Source organism: Ralstonia mannitolilytica, assembly GCF_905397375.1.
GTDB lineage: Bacteria > Pseudomonadota > Gammaproteobacteria > Burkholderiales > Burkholderiaceae > Ralstonia > Ralstonia mannitolilytica.
Genome location: NZ_CAJPVG010000008.1, coordinates 63807 through 80103, shown reverse-complemented (window position 1 = coordinate 80103; position 16297 = coordinate 63807). Strand labels below are relative to the sequence as shown.

15 protein-coding genes are annotated in these 16297 nt (G+C 67.3%); 4 read left to right on the top strand and 11 right to left on the bottom strand.

Annotated features, from left to right (window positions below):
• Positions 1–20: 20 nt before the first annotated feature.
• From KHN96_RS15680 to KHN96_RS15670, 3 genes are read left to right on the top strand one after another with little or no spacing between them, the layout of a single operon-like run.
• Positions 21–527, top strand: coding sequence for a helix-turn-helix domain-containing protein (locus KHN96_RS15680; RefSeq protein ID WP_045785567.1), 507 nt, complete (start codon positions 21–23; stop codon positions 525–527).
• Complete coding sequence (locus KHN96_RS15675; RefSeq protein WP_062737546.1) at positions 527–943, top strand: VOC family protein; 417 nt, start codon at positions 527–529, stop codon at positions 941–943. Before KHN96_RS15680 ends, KHN96_RS15675 begins: the two co-directional genes overlap by 1 nt.
• Positions 940–1194, top strand: a complete 255-nt coding sequence (locus KHN96_RS15670) for a hypothetical protein (RefSeq protein ID WP_062737545.1) — start codon at positions 940–942, stop codon at positions 1192–1194. Before KHN96_RS15675 ends, KHN96_RS15670 begins: the two co-directional genes overlap by 4 nt.
• Before the next feature lie 390 nt (positions 1195–1584).
• Here the strand turns inward: KHN96_RS15670 and KHN96_RS15665 are convergent, their stop codons facing one another.
• The 9 genes from KHN96_RS15665 to KHN96_RS15625 form a co-directional block, all read right to left on the bottom strand.
• Positions 1585–2781 carry an MFS transporter gene (locus KHN96_RS15665; RefSeq protein ID WP_062737544.1) on the bottom strand — a complete coding sequence of 399 codons (1197 nt, stop codon included), beginning with the start codon at positions 2779–2781 and terminating at the stop codon, positions 1585–1587.
• Between the two features lie 61 nt (positions 2782–2842).
• Complete coding sequence (locus KHN96_RS15660; protein WP_062737543.1) at positions 2843–3550, bottom strand: glutathione binding-like protein; 708 nt, start codon at positions 3548–3550, stop codon at positions 2843–2845.
• Positions 3551–3644: 94 nt separating this feature from the next.
• Positions 3645–4838, bottom strand: a complete 1194-nt coding sequence (locus tag KHN96_RS15655; protein ID WP_062737542.1) for a low temperature requirement protein A — start codon at positions 4836–4838, stop codon at positions 3645–3647.
• A gap of 33 nt (positions 4839–4871) precedes the next feature.
• A complete protein-coding gene (locus tag KHN96_RS15650; protein WP_027678504.1) occupies positions 4872–5507 on the bottom strand; it encodes a LysE family translocator in 636 nt (211 codons plus the stop codon).
• 638 nt (positions 5508–6145) lie between these two features.
• Entirely contained in the window at positions 6146–7126 is a 981-nt protein-coding gene (locus KHN96_RS15645) for a DMT family transporter (RefSeq protein WP_062738717.1), read from the bottom strand.
• Positions 7127–7232: 106 nt separating this feature from the next.
• On the bottom strand, positions 7233–7955 hold the full coding sequence (locus KHN96_RS15640) for an AraC family transcriptional regulator (RefSeq protein ID WP_062738716.1): 723 nt from the start codon (positions 7953–7955) through the stop codon (positions 7233–7235).
• Positions 7956–8129: 174 nt separating this feature from the next.
• Complete coding sequence (locus KHN96_RS15635) at positions 8130–8486, bottom strand: DUF427 domain-containing protein (protein WP_012760922.1); 357 nt, start codon at positions 8484–8486, stop codon at positions 8130–8132.
• 84 nt (positions 8487–8570) lie between these two features.
• Positions 8571–9773, bottom strand: a complete 1203-nt coding sequence (locus KHN96_RS15630; RefSeq protein WP_027678482.1) for an ammonium transporter — start codon at positions 9771–9773, stop codon at positions 8571–8573.
• Between the two features lie 255 nt (positions 9774–10028).
• Positions 10029–11057 carry a hypothetical protein gene (locus tag KHN96_RS15625; protein WP_045785574.1) on the bottom strand — a complete coding sequence of 343 codons (1029 nt, stop codon included), beginning with the start codon at positions 11055–11057 and terminating at the stop codon, positions 10029–10031.
• 309 nt (positions 11058–11366) lie between these two features.
• Here KHN96_RS15625 and icmF point away from each other — a divergent pair, with 309 nt between their 5' ends.
• Positions 11367–14654 (top strand): fused isobutyryl-CoA mutase/GTPase IcmF, encoded by a 3288-nt coding sequence (gene icmF / locus KHN96_RS15620; RefSeq protein ID WP_062738715.1) that lies wholly within the window; start codon positions 11367–11369, stop codon positions 14652–14654.
• Positions 14655–14666: 12 nt separating this feature from the next.
• Here icmF and KHN96_RS15615 read toward each other — a convergent pair whose 3' ends face one another.
• Positions 14667–15389 carry an aspartate/glutamate racemase family protein gene (locus KHN96_RS15615; RefSeq protein ID WP_062738714.1) on the bottom strand — a complete coding sequence of 241 codons (723 nt, stop codon included), beginning with the start codon at positions 15387–15389 and terminating at the stop codon, positions 14667–14669.
• Between the two features lie 10 nt (positions 15390–15399).
• On the bottom strand, positions 15400–16296 hold the full coding sequence (locus KHN96_RS15610; RefSeq protein ID WP_062738713.1) for an ABC transporter permease: 897 nt from the start codon (positions 16294–16296) through the stop codon (positions 15400–15402).
• Position 16297: the final 1 nt, after the last annotated feature.

Genomic DNA, 16297 nt, shown 5'->3' with positions numbered 1-16297 from the left:
CCTCGCCAGGGCAGGCTGCGGTGGCACAGGCACACACCGACGCGCAGCAAGACCCCGCGCTGCTGCGCCGCCTGCTGCGCGCCAAAGACCGCATGGACGCCGCCTCGCACGAGGCATGGCCCGTCAAGCGGCTGGCCGAGGTGAGCGGCGTGTCGGCGGCGCATTTTGCGCGTTCGTTCAAGCAGGCCTTCGGCATTCCGCCGCACCGCTACCTGCTGACGCGCCGCATCGAGCAGGCCACCACCCTGCTGCGCGACACCGACCTCCCCATCATCGAAATCGCCTACGCCACGGGCTGGGAAAGCCTCGGCACCTTCGGCCGCATCTTCCGTGACATCACCGGGCTGAGCCCGAGCGCGCTTCGCCGTCACGCACAGGCCACCGCACCGCTGCAGCAACTCGACCGCGTGCCCGCCTGTGTGCTTAAGGCGGCGCAGCGGCCCGACCTCGTCACAGCAGTTTCGGAGAAGCGCCGCCAGCTGGCAGAGGGTACAAATCCGTCACCCATCAACAACAAGGAGCGGTGATGAGCCAAGGGATCAATGTCGTCGGGCTGTATGTGGACGATCAGGACGCGGCGCTGGCGTTCTATGTCGACAAGCTCGGATTTCGCGTGCATACCGACGTGCGCAACGGCCCGTATCGGTGGCTGACGGTGCAGCATCCGGAGCAGCCGTCGTTTCAGCTCGGCCTGTTCCAGCCGGGCCCGCCCATTCACGACGAAGCCACGGCGCAGACGCTGCGCGCCATGGTCGCCAAGGGCGCGATGCCGCCGCTGGTGCTGACCGTCGCCGATTGCCGCGCCGCCTATGTGCAACTGCGCGAGCGCGGCGTGGAGTTCACGCAGGAGCCGATCGACCGCTTCGGCAGCGTCGACGCCGGCTTTCGTGACCCGGCCGGCAACGGCTGGAAGATGATCCAGGCCGCCCGAGGTGCCCAGTGAGCCCCCGCCACGCAATCCGCCAGTTTCACCGCTGGGTGTCGATGGCGTTCACGCTCACGGTCATCGCCAACTTTGTCGCCCTGGGGCTGGGCAAGGGTGCACAGCCGCCGGCGTGGATCACCTACGCGCCGCTGCTGCCGCTGGCGCTGCTGCTGTTCACGGGGCTCTACCTGTTTGCGCTGCCGTACCTGGATCGGCGTGGCGCGCGGCGCTCGACCGGCGAGCGGGACACGCCCACCGCGGCAGTCTGAGTGCGGCACGTGAGGCTCTGAGGCCCGATTGCGGGGCTCAGACAGCCGAGCGTGAGTGTCCGAGGCTCGTCCACCAAGCTCAACGCCCGGAACATGACCGTTCGAGGTCGAAAAAATCGGGCTCAGAGGCCCAAGCGCGAGGGGTCGGAGGCCCGACGCCGAGCCTCTGAGGCCCAAGCGTGGGCCTTAAAGCCCGGAGCGTGCGTGTTTGAGGGTCGAGCGCCGGGGTCCAAGCTCGGAGCGCGAGGGTTTGAGGCTCGAACGCCGGGGTCCAAGGTCGGAACGCGAGGGTTTGAGGCTCGATCGCCACAGTCGAAGCTCGGAACGCGAGGGTTTGACGTCCGTGCGTCGGGCTCCGGAACCGGCGCGTCGCGTTCCGCGCTCCGGCGTTCAGTGTGCGACCGACGTGGCTGCAGGTTCATCGGCCAGCGCCGCCTCATGTCGGCCGCCCCTGCGCCACAACACCACCGCCACCACGTGGCACGCGGCGGCTGCCCACCCCAGCATGCCCGGCCCGCCGTGCGCCAGGGCCAGGGCGCCAACGCTCGACCCCAGCGCAATCCCCACATACACCGCAGATGCATGCAGCGACAGCGTGATCGGTGACACATCGGGCGCCAGGCGGATCAAGCGCGTCGCGTGCGCCGGGCCGAAGCCCCAGCCGGCCATGCCCCACAGCACGACCGCGCCGATGGCGACCGCGCCGGCCACCGTGCCGTGCAGCACCTGCGCTGACAGCGACAGCACCGAGAACGCCAGCACGATGCCCGCGCTGCTGACCGCCAGCACGCGTGCCACACCGGCGCGGTCGGTCATGTGGCCGCCCAGGCCCGTGCCGAGCGCCGCAAAGCTGCCGACCAGGAACAGCACGATGCCCACGTGCTGCGGCGCGAAGCCCAGCCCCTGCACAAAGAACGGGGCGACGTAGGTGTAGAACGTAAAGCCGCCTGCGGCCCACAGCGTGGACACCGCCAGCGCGCCCAGCATGCCGGGCCGGCGCGCCACGGAGAGGCGCTGCGCCAGCGTGGTCACGCTGTGCGGCAGTGCGCGCGGCAGGCCGAAGGCCAAGCCCGCCGTGGCCAGAGCCGACAGCACACCGCATGCGATGAACGTCGAACGCCAGTCGCCCTGCGCCGCAATCCACGCGCCCAGCGGCACGCCGAGCGCCACTGCCACCGTGCCGCCGCCCGTGATGATGGCGAGCGCCGAGCCGCTGCGCGAGGCGGGCACCAGCGAGGTCGCCACCGCATTGGCCGTCGGCAGAAACACGCCGGCCGCCAGCGCCAGCAGTACGCGCGTCGCCATCAACTGCCCAAAGCCGTGCGCGGTGGCCGCCAGCAGGTTGCCTGCCGCAAAGATGGCCAGCGCGCCGATCAGCACGCGTCGGCGGTCGACATTGCCGAGCAGCGTCGCCATCACCGGCGAGCCCACGGCATACGTGACGGCAAACACGGTGACGAGCTGCCCCGCCGCCGGCACGCTCACACCCAGGTCTGCGGCCAGCGCCGGTAGCAGCCCGGCGATCATGAAACCTTCAGTGCCGATGGCGAACGCACCCAGGCACAACCACCACAGCGATGCCGGCATGGTCGGCTCCTGTCAGAAAACGAATGTGGAATGGAGGCGGAGCGCGGAGGCTCCGCGAGAATCAGCGCGCGGCGGTGCTGGCGGTCTGGCCGAACAACACGCTGCGCTCGTCGTCGGAGATGTCTTCGCGGCGGCGCGAGTAGGCGCGTTCCACCCCGGCATAGGCGCGCTGCGTGGCCGGCCGTGCGCCAACGGCTTCGAACCAGCGCTGCAGGTGCGGGAAGTCGTTCAGGTCCTGACCATGCCCGGCGTGCGGGACGATCCACGGATAGGCCGCGATGTCGGCGATGGTGTAGTCGTTGCCGGCAATGTACGGGCGATCGGCCAGGCGGCGGTCGAGCACGCCGTACAGGCGGTTGGTCTCTTTGGTGTAGCGATCAATGGCGTAGGGCACGCGCTCGGGGGCGTACACGTTGAAGTGGCCGATCTGCCCGGCCATCGGGCCCAGGGCGCCCACCTGCCAGAACAGCCACTTGAGCACTTCCATGCGGCCGTGCAGGTCGGTGGGCATCAGATGGCCTGTCTTCTCGGCCAGGTAAAGCAGCATGGCGCCCGATTCGAACAGCACCACCGGCTCGGTCCCCTCGGCCGGGTCGTGATCGACCATGGCCGGGATCTTGTTGTTGGGCGAGATGGCCAGGAACTCGGGCTTGAACTGGTCACCCCGGCTGATATCGACGGGGATGACGCGGTGCGGCAAGCCGGTTTCGGCAAAGAACAGCGCCATCTTCAGGCCGTTGGGCGTGGCGCAGTAGTAGAGGTCGATCATGGCGGGGCCCTCGTGTTCTGTCATGTTGGTGGACAGAGTAGGCGCGCGAGTGGCCTTTTGTAATGTCCAGAAACTGGAATTTTCAGGTGACCACTCAGTGCCCGTGCGGCTGTGCCGGTTCGGCTGTCTCGCAGGCGCGTGCGTACCCTTCCCACGCCGCCGTGCCGCACAGCACGCCCGTCGCCAGCGCAGATACCGCCAGCGCCGGCCATTCGCCCGCCACCATCCAGGCGCCGCCAAGCGCCACCAGACCAACCACATGCGCTGGGCGCAACCGGCCGAAGATCGCCCACTTGAACAGCAGGTTGCCCAGCAGATACAGCGCCGCGCTGCCCAGCACCGCCAGCGCCGTCCCCGCATGGGGGTGGCCCACCGGATGCGCCAGCACGAACTCATCGGCCACCGCCCCGACGATGATGCCGGCCACCAGCACCACGTGGATGTAGGTGTAGGCCAATCGTGCAAGCCGGCCAGGATCGGCCGAATGCGACATGGTGTGCGCGCCGCGCTCGGCAATCGTGTCGAAGTAGAGCCACCACATCGCCAGGCTGCCGATGAACGACAGCGCCATCGCCGCGATGTTCTGGGCGGTCCAGTCGAGCCCGGCAAACGTGGAGCCCGTGACCAGCACCGATTCGCCCAGCGCGATGATGATGAACAGCGAGCAGCGCTCGGCCATGTGGCCGCCTTCCACGTTCCAGTCGTTGGTGGTGGAGCGGCCCAGGCCCGGCGTGTAGAAGCCTATCGACGGCCCGACCCATTCGATGGCCAGCGCGACGATCCAGCAGGCCCAGCGCACGGAACCGTCCGACAGCCCGCCCGCCAGCCACAGCACCGCAGAGATGCCGAGCCACGTGGCGATGCGCTGGAAGTTGCGCCGCATGGGCAGCGCCTCGCCGCGCACGGCCCACAGGAAGAACACCGTGCGCCCGAACTGCATGAACACATAGGCCAGCGCAAACGCCAGCCCGCGCGAGCCGAAGGCCTGCGGCAGCGACGCCGAGAGCAGCAGCCCGCCCGTCATCAGCACGAGCATCAGCATGCGGATGGCGAGCTTGTCCGGGTCGAGCCAGTTCGTCACCCACGACGTGAAGATCCACACCCACCACACCGCCAGCATCAGCAGCAGCGCCTGCGCGCCGCCTTGCAGCGTGAAGTTGCCGATCAGCAGGTGGGAGAGCTGCGTCACCGCAAACACGAACACCAGATCGAAGAACAGCTCGATGTTGGTGACGCGGTGGTGGCCGTGGGCGCCTTCGGGCGAGGGGCGGAGGTAACTGCGGGGCATCGGGTGTCCTCGGTGCGGCCTTGTGAACGGCGATCAGGCCGACTGCATGCCGAGCGTGAGCGTGCCTGCGCCCACCATCACCGCACCGCCCGTGTAGCCGAAGCGGCGCTGCGCGGCCACGCTGGTCAGACGCTTGGCGAGCAGCTTGGCGGCCAGCGCGTACATCGACGCGTTGGCGGCGGCCAGGATGACGAAGGTCGGCAGCAGGATCACGCTCTGCGACAGGAAGGTCTGCTCGGCCGACATGAACTGCGGCACGAAGGCGACGAAAAAGACGATGCTCTTGGGGTTGAGCGCCGTGACCGTCCAGGCGGACAGGAAGCGGCGGCCGGCGGACTTCTGCTGCACCGGGATGCTGGCTTCGGGCGCATCGTCGCGCAGGCGGCGGGCGCTGAGGATCGACTTGATGCCCAGATAGACGAGGTACGAACCGCCGATGAGCTTGAGCGCCGTGAAGGCCGCCGCCGATGCGGCCAGCAGGGCGCCCGCACCGGCAAGGGACACGGCCATGGCTGTGGTGTCCCCAGCGGCCACGCCGGCAACGGTGCTCCACGCCGAGCGGCCACGGTTGGCCAGCGAATCACCAATCACCAAAAGGATGGTCGGGCCGGGGATGAGCAGGATGATGATGCTGGCGCCGATGAAGGCCAGCCAGGTTTGGAGGGTCATGGGGTGGCTCGCTGTGTTGTTGGGGTGAGGGGAGACAGTTATCCATGAAAAAAATGGGGCGTCAAATGGGGTGGGTGTTTTTTGTTTTTGGTTTTTGGGTTGGTGGTGCATCCCTTGTTTCATCCCCTGCCGGGGCTGACTCACTTTCTTTGGTCTTGCCCAAAGAAAGTAAGCAAAGAAATGCGCGCCCGAGATGGCGAAAGACTCCTTCAATTTTCGTAACCGGGCGGAGGCGGGGAAAACTCGCTGCGCTCAGACAGTTCCCCGCCTTTTTTCCGCCCGCTTACGAAAATTGAAGGCGCCATCTAGGGCAGGAACGGCCAAACACTCGGTATGCCGGTGCAAACGAAAAAAGCGAGCCCTGGTAGCTCGCTTCGTGTTCGACGGTTTGCTTTTCCCTTGCCCTAGATGGCGCCTTGGATTTTTGTTGCGGGAAGGATAAAGAGGGGAGGCCTGTTTGAGCGCAGCGAGTTTGCCTCCCCTCCCTTCCCGCGACACAAATCCAAGGGGAAGTCGCCATCTCGGGCGCGCCTTTCTTTTGCTTACTTTTCTTTGGCAAGACAAAGAAAAGTGAGTCGGTCCCGGCAGGGAACGAAAGGGGGATGGACCACCAAGTCCAAAACACCCACAAAAAAAACCTACCCATGTCGCCTCGCCGCCAACCCCACCCCACTCACCAACAAAACCCCCGCCGCCACCTCCAACCCATGCGGCAACCGACCCTCATAAACAAACCCATACACCAACGCAAACACCGTCTCGAACACGATCAACTGCCCCGACAGCGTTAACGGCAACTTGCGGCTGGCCGCATTCCACAGGCTGTTCCCGAGCACAGAGGCCCCGAGCGCCACGCCCATATTCACCAGCCAGAACATCGCCCACGCCGATGCGGGCTGCGCAGACGCCGTCGCCATGCCGGGCAGCAAGAACGCCGGCACGGCCAGCGCCAGTGACAGCAGCCCGGTCGCGACGCCCGTCAACAGCGACCACTCCCGGCTCGTGAACTGCGGCCGCGCGCGCAGGTACCGCGCATTGCACACCGCATACACGGTCCAGCAGGCCAGCGCGCCCGCTGCCATCAACAGCCCGATGAAATAGGTTCTGCCGCTGGCACTCGAATGCACGTCGGGCGCATCGAGGTAAATGCACACCACGCCGGCCACGGCCATCAGCAGCGGCACGGCAAGTTGCCGCAACGGCAGGCTGCCGCGTTCGGCCGCGCCGGCCAGTGTGACCGTCACGGGCAACAGCCCGACGATGAGCGAGACCGGCGCCACGCCGGCGCGCTGCACGCCGCCCGCCACGCACAGGTAGTACAGGATGTTGCCGGGCAGCGATAACAGCAGCAGCGCCGCCCAGTCGCGCCCGGTCGTCTTGCGCCACAGCGTGCGCCACACCGGCAGCGCCAGCGCGAGCGAGAGCACGCCGTACAGCACGTACCGCGCGGCCGACAGCGCCAGCGGTGAAAACTGCGGCAGCATTTTCGGCGCGACGAAGATGACGCCCCACAGCGCGCCGGCCGCGACGCCGTAGCCGATGCCCGTGAGGTGGTCGCGCCGCGCGTCGTGCTGACCGTGATGCAGCTGCGTTGCAGAGGAGGTGTCGCCAACAGCCATGGAGCGCCTGTCCGAAAAGATCAATCGAACCGGCACTCTGCGCGTGCGCGTGCCGCACGTCTTGGCGAAGACGGCTGCGCTTTGGCAAAAACGGAAAGGGCCCGGGCTAGCGGCGCACCGCGGCGGGCGTGATGCCGTGCGTGGCCTTGAGGTGGCGCGTGAGGGCGCTTTGGTCGTAGTAGCCGGTGCGTGCGGCAACCTCGGCGATCGGCAGGGCGGTGCTTTCCAGCAGCGTCAATGCATGCCGCAGCCGTACCGCAGCCAGATGCGCATGCAGCGTGGTGCCGTAGGCGGCACGGAACAGCGTGGCGAGGCGACGCGCACTGACGCCCGCTTCTGCGGCCAGCGCATCGACGGTAAGCGGCTCCGCGTAGCGGTGCTCGATGGCGTGCCAGGCGCGCTCCGCACGCGCATCGGGGCGTGCGCGGATCTGCGTGGATTGATTGGCCGGATGCGCGGCCAGCGTTGCCAGCGCGAGTGACGACCACGCAGTGGCCAGCGCGGCGTCGACGACGGGCGCGTCCTGGAGCCATGTCGTCAGTGCCCGCAGGCCCGGCGTGAGCGGAAAGAACACGCGGTCGGCGAGGCCGCCCAGGCTGGGCGCATCTGCGGTTTGCCCGGGGATGTCGAAGACGATGAAGCGGTTGGCGCCGGTGGCTTCAAACGCGTGCGTGGCGCCCGCCGGGATGAGCGCGGCGTGGTGCGTGTCGACACGGCCGCTGCGGCCGTCGACATCCATCTCGAGGATGCCGCGTGCGGGCATCACGACCTGCATGAAGTCGTGCGAGTGCGGGGGCGCGGCGAGGCCGTAAGTGCGGAAGTCCAGCATGGTGCCGCCGAGAATAGCACCGGCACTCGCCCAAAAAAATACCCGGCCACAGATCGTCTGCGCCGGGTCTCGGAACTTTCACGGAAAGAGGCTCCGTGAGAAGAGGAACACGCGCATCGTGCGCCGCTTGCATGACAGCGGCATGACGGCGGCATGTCAGCTGCGCCTGCGCCCTCATTCCTCCTGGATCGTCACCTTGTTCGGATAGAACGCCAGATAGCCGGCCACTTCGCGTGCGACGGGCTTGGGCTGTTCGTACGTCCAGACGGCGTTGTCGGCGCGCACATCGCCGGCCACGATCGTGTAGTACGACGCATCGCCCTTGTACGGGCAATGGGTGTGATGCTGCGTGCGCTCCAGCAGGTTCATCTGCACATCGTCGCGCGGGATGTACTGCACCGGCGGGTACGACGCCTCGCGCAGCGTGCGCGCCAAGTGCGTGCTGGCGATGGTGAAGCCGTTGAGCGTCACCGTGACGCGGCGCGGGTTCGACTCGACGGTGATGGGGTGATTCGGATCGATATCGGGCATGCGGCACTCCTGCAGTTGGGCGAGGGAAGACGCTTTCACTGTAGCAAGCGTCGCGCGCGCCTTCCCCTGACTGCCGGTTCGTGCTTACCAGTGCGTTTCCGATTCCGGCGTGGACGAGACGCGGTGGATCGCCAGGTCGGCGCCCATGAATTCGGCCTCGCGGTCCAGCCGCAGCCCGACGAGCTTGCGCAGCGTGCCGTACACCACCGTGCCGCCGATGAGCGCAATCGCGATGCCGCCGGCCGTGCCCGCCACCTGCGCCCAGAACGACACGCCGCCCAGGCCGCCGAGCGCCTTCAAACCGAAGATGCCGGCCGCGATGCCGCCCCACGCGCCGCACAGGCCGTGCAGCGGCCACACGCCGAGCACGTCGTCGATGCGCCAGACGTTCTGCACGCGCGTAAACATCCACACAAACAGCACGCCTGCAATGCCGCCGACGGCCAGTGCGCCAAGCGGGTGCATCACGTCGGAGCCGGCGCACACGGCCACCAGGCCGGCCAGCGGCCCGTTGTACGAAAAGCCCGGATCGTTCTTGCCCATCCACCACGCGGTGAGCGTGCCGCCCACCATCGCCATCAGCGAGTTGATGGCGACTAGGCCGCTCATCTTGTCGAGCGTCTGCGCGCTCATCACGTTGAAGCCGAACCAGCCGACCGCCAGCACCCAGGCGCCGGCCGCCAGGAACGGGATGTTCGACGGCGGATGCGCGGCGATGCGGCCGTCGTCCTTGTAGCGGCCGTGGCGCGCGCCCAGCAGCAGCACCGCCGGCAGCGCGATCCAGCCGCCCACCGCGTGCACGACCACCGAGCCGGCAAAGTCGTGGAACTCCGCGCCTGTCACGCTCTGCAGCCAGTGCTGGATGCCGAAGCGCTGGTTCCAGGCGATGCCTTCAAAGAAGGGGTAGACGAAGCCCACCAGCACGAAGGTCGCCGCCAGTTGCGGCTCGAAGCGCGAACGCTCTGCAATGCCGCCGGAGATGATGGCCGGGATGGCGGCCGCGAACGTCAGCAGGAAGAAGAACTTCACCAGCTCGTAGCCGTTCTGCTGGGCGAGCACGTCGGCGCCGGTAAAGAAATTGACCCCGTACGCGATCGAATAGCCGATGAAGAAGTACGCGATGGTCGACACGGCAAAGTCGACCAGGATCTTGACCAGTGCATTGACCTGGTTCTTCTTGCGGACGGTGCCCAGCTCAAGGAACGCGAAGCCGGCATGCATGGCCAGCACCATGATCGCGCCCAGCAGGATGAAGAGCGCGTCGCCCCCGGTTTTGATGGAGTTCATTGCGGTTGTCGTGCGGGTTGAGGGTCAGCGTCATCCGGGTGCAGCGTGTGCCCATAAATGACGCAAAAAGCGCCGACAGATGCAAAAGTTGTTCCAACGGTGTGCAAAAAGGTGGCATGGCGCACCAGGGCCGTGCGAAGGACATCGCCTTCGCACTGCTCGCTGCAGGTGGCTCGAAATCGGTGCGTCTCTGCTTTGAATTGGTGCGGCAGGAGGGGGGATGCGCCGTCGTGGTGCGTACGGCGGTGGGGGGTGTTACGGCTTGGCGCCTGACACGCTGAACGATGTCGCCACGCCGTTCCACAGCGGCTCGTACCGCAGCCGCACGGCGCTGGCCTGCTCGGGCGACGTGGCGGGAGACTGCATGTGCAGCATCAGCAGCGCGCCGTCGGTCGGCACCATGAAGACGCGGCCGACCAGCGTGTTGCCGGTCGCGCGCGGGGGATGCGGCCCGGGCGATTCGCCGATGTAGCTGGCCCACACGCCGCTGCGCCCGCCGAACGATTGCGTGCCCCAGCCCAGCAGCCGGCAGGGCGCCGCCACTGCTTGCTTGACGGCATCGCGCATCCAGCGCGGTTCGCGGTTGTCGGGCACCGCTTCAAGGTCGCCTTCGGTGGGGCGCACGATCAGTTCCATGCGCGAGAGCCCCGAGCCGCCCTGGTTGGCCCACGCGCCGATCGCCACGCGCGCCGGGTCGGGTTTGCGCGGCGGCGTGGGCGGCACGCGTTCCCACGAGAACGGCAGCCGCAGGTTGACGCTCGCGCCGCGCGCGTTCGGCCAGTCAGACAACGTCACGGCCTGCGTAAAGCGGCTGCTCAGCTCTTCGGCGGGCCGGTCGTCGTAGACCACCGCCAGCAGCGTTTGCAGCGTGGCGCGGTCCTGGCTGCCTTGCGCGCGCGCCACCACGCGTTCGGCCAGCGAGTGGGCGGTCTGCGGCGTCTGCGTGGAAATGCCCACGCTCGGCTGGTGGACGTCGAGTGCACGCTCGATCAGCAGTTGGCGCTCGTCGTCGGAGAGCGGAATGCCGGCGATCAGGCGGCGTGTGCGGACCAGCGCCTGCGGGAAGGTGTTGTCGAACTGGGTACGGGCGCGGATCAGCTCTTCACGCTGGCCGGGAAAGCGCTGGATGGCGCGGTCGAGCGCCTGCGATTGCACCGTCAGGAAGCCAAGCACGCTGATCAGCCCCGGGATGGCGCCGGGCGTGTAGTCCCACGCCAGGGCGTGGCCGGACCACGCCAGCAAGGCAATCAGACACCAGCGCATCGTCGTTGCGCGGCTTGGCATTGGACGTTCCCCCTGTGGCCGGACCCGTTTCCGACCAAAAGCCGACTCTAACGAGTTGTATCGATTGTGTGCAAGCTGGGTGTTGCACCGAGATCGGACCGCTCCGGTCGTCCGCGATTTGCGCAAACCGGCCCGGGTGGCGACGTGCCTATTTGCGCGGAGGGCTCAACAGGCCATCGCCCGTGCGGCCCGTTGACGACCGCGCCAACCCCGAAAATACTGTCTGTTCGACCCGCCGACCGGCACGCGTCGCCTTGTGCGCCGTACAACACATCCAGCGCCGGCGCCCCACTTATCGAAGGTGGAGACATGACCGATCTTTCCGCTGCCCGCGCGGCCGATCCCACGCCTGCCAGCGCAGCCGCGCCGGTGCGCAACAAGGTGCGTTTCGTGACGGCCGCATCGTTGTTCGACGGGCATGACGCGTCGATCAACATCATGCGGCGCATCCTGCAGTCGATGGGCTGCGAGGTCATCCACCTCGGGCACAACCGCTCGGTGGACGAGGTGGTCAACGCGGCGCTGCAGGAAGACGTACAGGGCATTGCGGTGTCCAGCTACCAGGGCGGCCACGTCGAATACTTCAAGTACATGATCGACGCACTGCGCGCCCGCGGCGGCGAGCACATCCAGGTGTTCGGTGGCGGCGGCGGCGTGATCGTGCCGGCGGAGATCCGAGAACTGCAGGACTACGGCGTCGCCCGCATCTACAGCCCCGAAGACGGTCAGCGCATGGGTCTGGCCGGCATGATTGCCGACATGGTGCAGCGCTGCGACATCGATCTTTCCGTCTATGCACCTGCCACGCTGGAGCCCGTCGCCAACGGCGACCGCCGCGCCCTCGCGCAGCTGATCACGGCGCTGGAATCGGGCCGCATCGATCCGGCATTGCGCGACGCCGTACGCGCGGCTGCGGCGGTCAAGCCGACGCCGGTGGTCGGCATCACGGGCACGGGCGGCGCAGGCAAGTCGTCGCTCACCGACGAGCTGATCCGCCGCTTCCGGCTCGACCAGAAGGACACGCTGCGCATTGCCGTCATCTCGATCGATCCGTCGCGGCGCAAGTCGGGCGGTGCCCTGCTGGGCGATCGCATTCGCATGAACGCGATCAATCATCCGAACATCTTCGTGCGCTCGCTGGCCACGCGCGAGGCGAGTCGCGAGATTTCCGACGCGCTGCCCGATGTGATTGCCGCCTGCCGCGCGGGCGGGTTCGATCTCGTCATCGTCGAGACCTCCGGCATCGGGCAGGGCGACGCGGCCATCGTGCCGCATGTCGATCTGTCGCTGTATGTGATGACGCCCGAGTTTGGCGCCGCCAGCCAGCTGGAGAAGATCGACATGCTCGACTTTGCCGATCTGGTGGCGATCAACAAGTTCGACCGAAAGGGCGCGCAGGACGCCTGGCGCGACGTCGCCAAGCAGGTGCAGCGCAACCGTGAGCAATGGCACGCCCGCCCCGAAGACATGCCGGTGTTCGGCACGCAGGCCTCGCACTTCAACGACGACGGCGTGACGGCGCTGTACCACGCGCTGGCCGATCGGCTGGCCGAGCGCGGCATGGCGCTGTCGAGCCGCACGCTTCCGCGCCCAGCCGGCAAATGCTCCACGAGCCACGACGCCATCGTGCCGCCGGCGCGCGCCCGCTACCTGGCCGAAGTGGCCGACACCGTGCGCGGCTACCACCGCCGCGTCGACGCGCAAAGCCGCCTCGCGCGCGAGCGCCAGCAGTTGCGTGCCAGCCATCGCATGCTGGAGCAAGCGGGCGCCACCGTGCAGACGCTGTCGGCGCTCGACAAGCAGGCGGCCGAGCGCGACGCGCAGCTCGGTGCCGCCGAGCGCAAGCTGCTCGCCATGTGGCCCGACCTGCGCCGCGCGTATTCCGGCGACGAATACGTCGTCAAGATTCGCGACAAGGAAATCCGCACGCAGCTCACGCACACCACGCTCTCGGGCACCACCATCCGCAAGGTCGTGCTGCCGCCGTACGAAGACGACGGCGAAGTGCTGCGCTGGCTGATGCGCGAGAACGTGCCGGGCAGCTTTCCGTACACCGCCGGCGTGTTCGCCTTCAAGCGCGAAAACGAAGACCCGACGCGCATGTTCGCGGGCGAGGGCGATGCCTTCCGCACCAACCGTCGCTTCAAGCTCGTCTCGGAAGGCATGGAGGCCAAGCGGCTCTCCACCGCGTTCGACTCCGTCACGCTCTACGGCGAAGACCCGGCCGTGCGCCCGGACATCTACGGCAAGATCGGGAACTCGGGGGTGTCGATCGCCACGCTTGACGACATGAAGGTGCTGTACGACGGCTTTGACCTCACGAGCCCGAACACGTCGGTGTCCATGACGATCAACGGCCCGGCACCGACGATCCTGGCGATGTTCATGAATACCGCCATCGACCAGAACCTCGACAAATTCCGCGCCGACAATGGGCGAGAGCCGACGCAGGACGAAGAGGCAAAGATTCGCGCGTGGGTGCTGCAGAACGTGCGCGGCACGGTGCAGGCCGACATCCTGAAGGAAGACCAGGGGCAGAACACCTGCATCTTCTCGACGGAGTTTTCGCTCAAGGTGATGGGCGATATCCAGGAATATTTCGTGCACCACCAGGTGCGCAATTTCTACTCGGTGTCGATCTCGGGCTACCACATCGCCGAGGCGGGCGCGAACCCGATCTCGCAACTCGCCTTCACGCTGGCCAACGGTTTCACGTATGTGGAGGCGTACCTCGCGCGCGGCATGCACATCGATGACTTTGCGCCGAACCTGTCGTTCTTCTTCTCCAACGGCATGGACCCGGAATACAGCGTGCTCGGCCGCGTCGCGCGCCGCATCTGGGCGGTGACGCTGCGAGACAAGTACGGCGCGAACGAGCGCAGCCAGAAGCTGAAGTACCACGTGCAGACGTCGGGCCGGTCATTGCACGCGCAGGAGATTGCCTTCAACGATATCCGCACGACGCTGCAGGCGCTGATCGCCATCTACGACAACTGCAACAGCCTGCACACGAATGCCTACGACGAGGCGATCACCACGCCGACGGCCGAATCGGTGCGGCGCGCGCTGGCCATTCAGCTCATCATCAACCGCGAGTGGGGCCTGGCCAAGTGCGAGAACCCGAACCAGGGCAGCTTCATCATCGACGAGCTGACGGACCTCGTGGAAGAAGCCGTGCTGCAGGAGTTCGAACGCATTGCCGAGCGCGGCGGTGTGCTGGGGGCGATGGAAACCGGCTACCAGCGCGGCAAGATCCAGGAAGAGTCGATGCTGTATGAGCAGCGCAAGCACGATGGCTCGCTGCCGATCATCGGTGTGAATACGTTCCGCAACCCCGACGCCGAGAGCGTGGTGCCGCCGCACATCGAACTGGCACGGTCCAGCGAGGAAGAGAAGCAGAGCCAGCTCGCGCGCCTGGAAGCGTTTCATGCGCGGCATGCCCGGGAAGCGCCCGCCATGCTGCAGCGCCTGCAGCGCGCGGTCATTGACGATCAGAACGTGTTTGCCGTGCTGATGGATGCGGTGCGCGTCTGCTCGCTCGGGCAGATCACGCATGCGCTGTTCGAGGTGGGCGGGCAGTACCGGCGCAACATGTAGCCCGCACCCCGTTCAAGCGTGCGTGGCGGGCGCCATCCACGCCGGCAGCGCGCCATGCCCGCCGCGCTGGGCATGCCATACCTGGCGCGCGGCTGCTGTCACGCTGTCGATGAGCGGTACGGGAACGTGGGCTTGCAGCTTCTGCGCGAGGCCCGCCAGCCCGGCGCCGCCCAGCACGATCGCATCCACGGGCTGGCGCCGCAGGACGGTCGTGCAGGCGCCGATCAAGATCTGTTCTGCCGCATCCGGCGCGGCGTATAGCGCGGCCCCGTCGAGTTCGACGGTATGGATGTCGCGCACGGTGTGGCCGCCCTCCAGCGTGGGCAGCAAACGCTCCAGGATCGGGCCCCACGCGTGGCCGCCCGTGATGACCGCGCAACTGCCGTACGTTGCCGCTTCCATCAACGCGGCTTCCGCCAGGCCGGTGACGGGGCACGGCGCCACCTCGCGCAGCGCGAAGAGCCCCGGGTCGCCAAAGCAGCCGATGATGGCGGCGTCGATGGCTGGCTGCTCCGCCCGCGTCCATGCGTCGAGCGCGGCATGCGCGGCCACGGCGTAGCCGACTTCGGTGGCGATGTACGGCGCGCCAAATCGGGCGGTAACCGATTCCACAACAACATCGCCGGGCAATGCGGCCTGCACGAAGCGTGTGAGGGTCTGTGTGAGCGCGCTTGTGGTGTTGGGGTTGATCAACAGCAGCCGGCGCGGGCGGGAGGATTCGGTAGCGATGGTCATTGGCACGCGTTCAGTCGACACGCCCGGCACTCTGGCGGCGGCGCAGTCGAACAATGACCAGCATCGTGAGCCCCATCACCACGAACGACACCACGGTGGTGAGCGTGCCCAGCGCGTAGATGGACGGCGTCGTGACGGTGGTGGTCAACCCTTGCAGCTCGAGCGGCAGCGTGTTGACATCGCCGATGGCCTGCGAGGTGCGCGCGATCTCGTCCCAGCTCAGCGTGAAACCGAACATGCCCACGCCGATGAGCGACGGCGCGATCAGCGGCAGCACGACGTGGCGGAAGGTCTGCCACGGCGTGGCGCCCAGGTCGCGCGCGGCTTCTTCGTAGGCCGGGTTGAAGCGGTTGAAGACGGCGAACATGATGAGCAGGCCGAACGGCAGCGTCCACGTGAGGTGTGCACCGAGGGCGGAGGTCCACAGGCCCAGCGACGATCCAAAGCTGTCGGCCTGATCGCTCATGCCCATCGCGGTGAGCAGCGCCTTGAGGCCCGTGTCGATCAGCCGGAACTGCAGGCCGATGCCGAGCGACACCACGATCGACGGCATGATCAGGCTGGCCACCGTCACATAGAACAGCACACCGCCGCCGCGCAGCCGCTTGCGAAACGCCAGCGCGGCCAGCAGCGAGAGCCCCATGGTCAGCGCCATCACCACCGCGCCGAGTGCGAGCGAGCGCCGGAACGCCGCGCCGATATCCACCACGCCCAGCCCCTCGGCCAGCTGGCGATACCAGTGCAGCGACAGCCCGTTCATCGGGAACGTCAGCCCGCCGTCCGGGCCCTGGAAGCTTAGTGCGAAGATCGTCAGCATCGGCCCGTACAGGAACAGCACAAACAGCGCGAAGAGGCATGCCAGCGGCCAGAAGCCGGGGGCGCGTGGTTCACGAAAGCGCGCTTGCATG

Coding starts and splice junctions, on each gene's coding strand:
- KHN96_RS15650 (WP_027678504.1), bottom strand. CDS start 5,507: ATGACCCTCCAAACCTGGCTGGCCTTCATCGGCGCCAGCATCATCATC.
- KHN96_RS15625 (WP_045785574.1), bottom strand. CDS start 11,057: ATGCCAAGCCGCGCAACGACGATGCGCTGGTGTCTGATTGCCTTGCTG.
- KHN96_RS15615 (WP_062738714.1), bottom strand. CDS start 15,389: ATGACCATCGCTACCGAATCCTCCCGCCCGCGCCGGCTGCTGTTGATC.
- icmF (WP_062738715.1), top strand. CDS start 11,367: ATGACCGATCTTTCCGCTGCCCGCGCGGCCGATCCCACGCCTGCCAGC.
- KHN96_RS15655 (WP_062737542.1), bottom strand. CDS start 4,838: ATGCCCCGCAGTTACCTCCGCCCCTCGCCCGAAGGCGCCCACGGCCAC.
- KHN96_RS15660 (WP_062737543.1), bottom strand. CDS start 3,550: ATGATCGACCTCTACTACTGCGCCACGCCCAACGGCCTGAAGATGGCG.
- KHN96_RS15610 (WP_062738713.1), bottom strand. CDS start 16,296: ATGCAAGCGCGCTTTCGTGAACCACGCGCCCCCGGCTTCTGGCCGCTG.
- KHN96_RS15645 (WP_062738717.1), bottom strand. CDS start 7,126: ATGGCTGTTGGCGACACCTCCTCTGCAACGCAGCTGCATCACGGTCAG.
- KHN96_RS15665 (WP_062737544.1), bottom strand. CDS start 2,781: ATGCCGGCATCGCTGTGGTGGTTGTGCCTGGGTGCGTTCGCCATCGGC.
- KHN96_RS15675 (WP_062737546.1), top strand. CDS start 527: ATGAGCCAAGGGATCAATGTCGTCGGGCTGTATGTGGACGATCAGGAC.
- KHN96_RS15635 (WP_012760922.1), bottom strand. CDS start 8,486: ATGCCCGATATCGATCCGAATCACCCCATCACCGTCGAGTCGAACCCG.
- KHN96_RS15630 (WP_027678482.1), bottom strand. CDS start 9,773: ATGAACTCCATCAAAACCGGGGGCGACGCGCTCTTCATCCTGCTGGGC.
- KHN96_RS15640 (WP_062738716.1), bottom strand. CDS start 7,955: ATGCTGGACTTCCGCACTTACGGCCTCGCCGCGCCCCCGCACTCGCAC.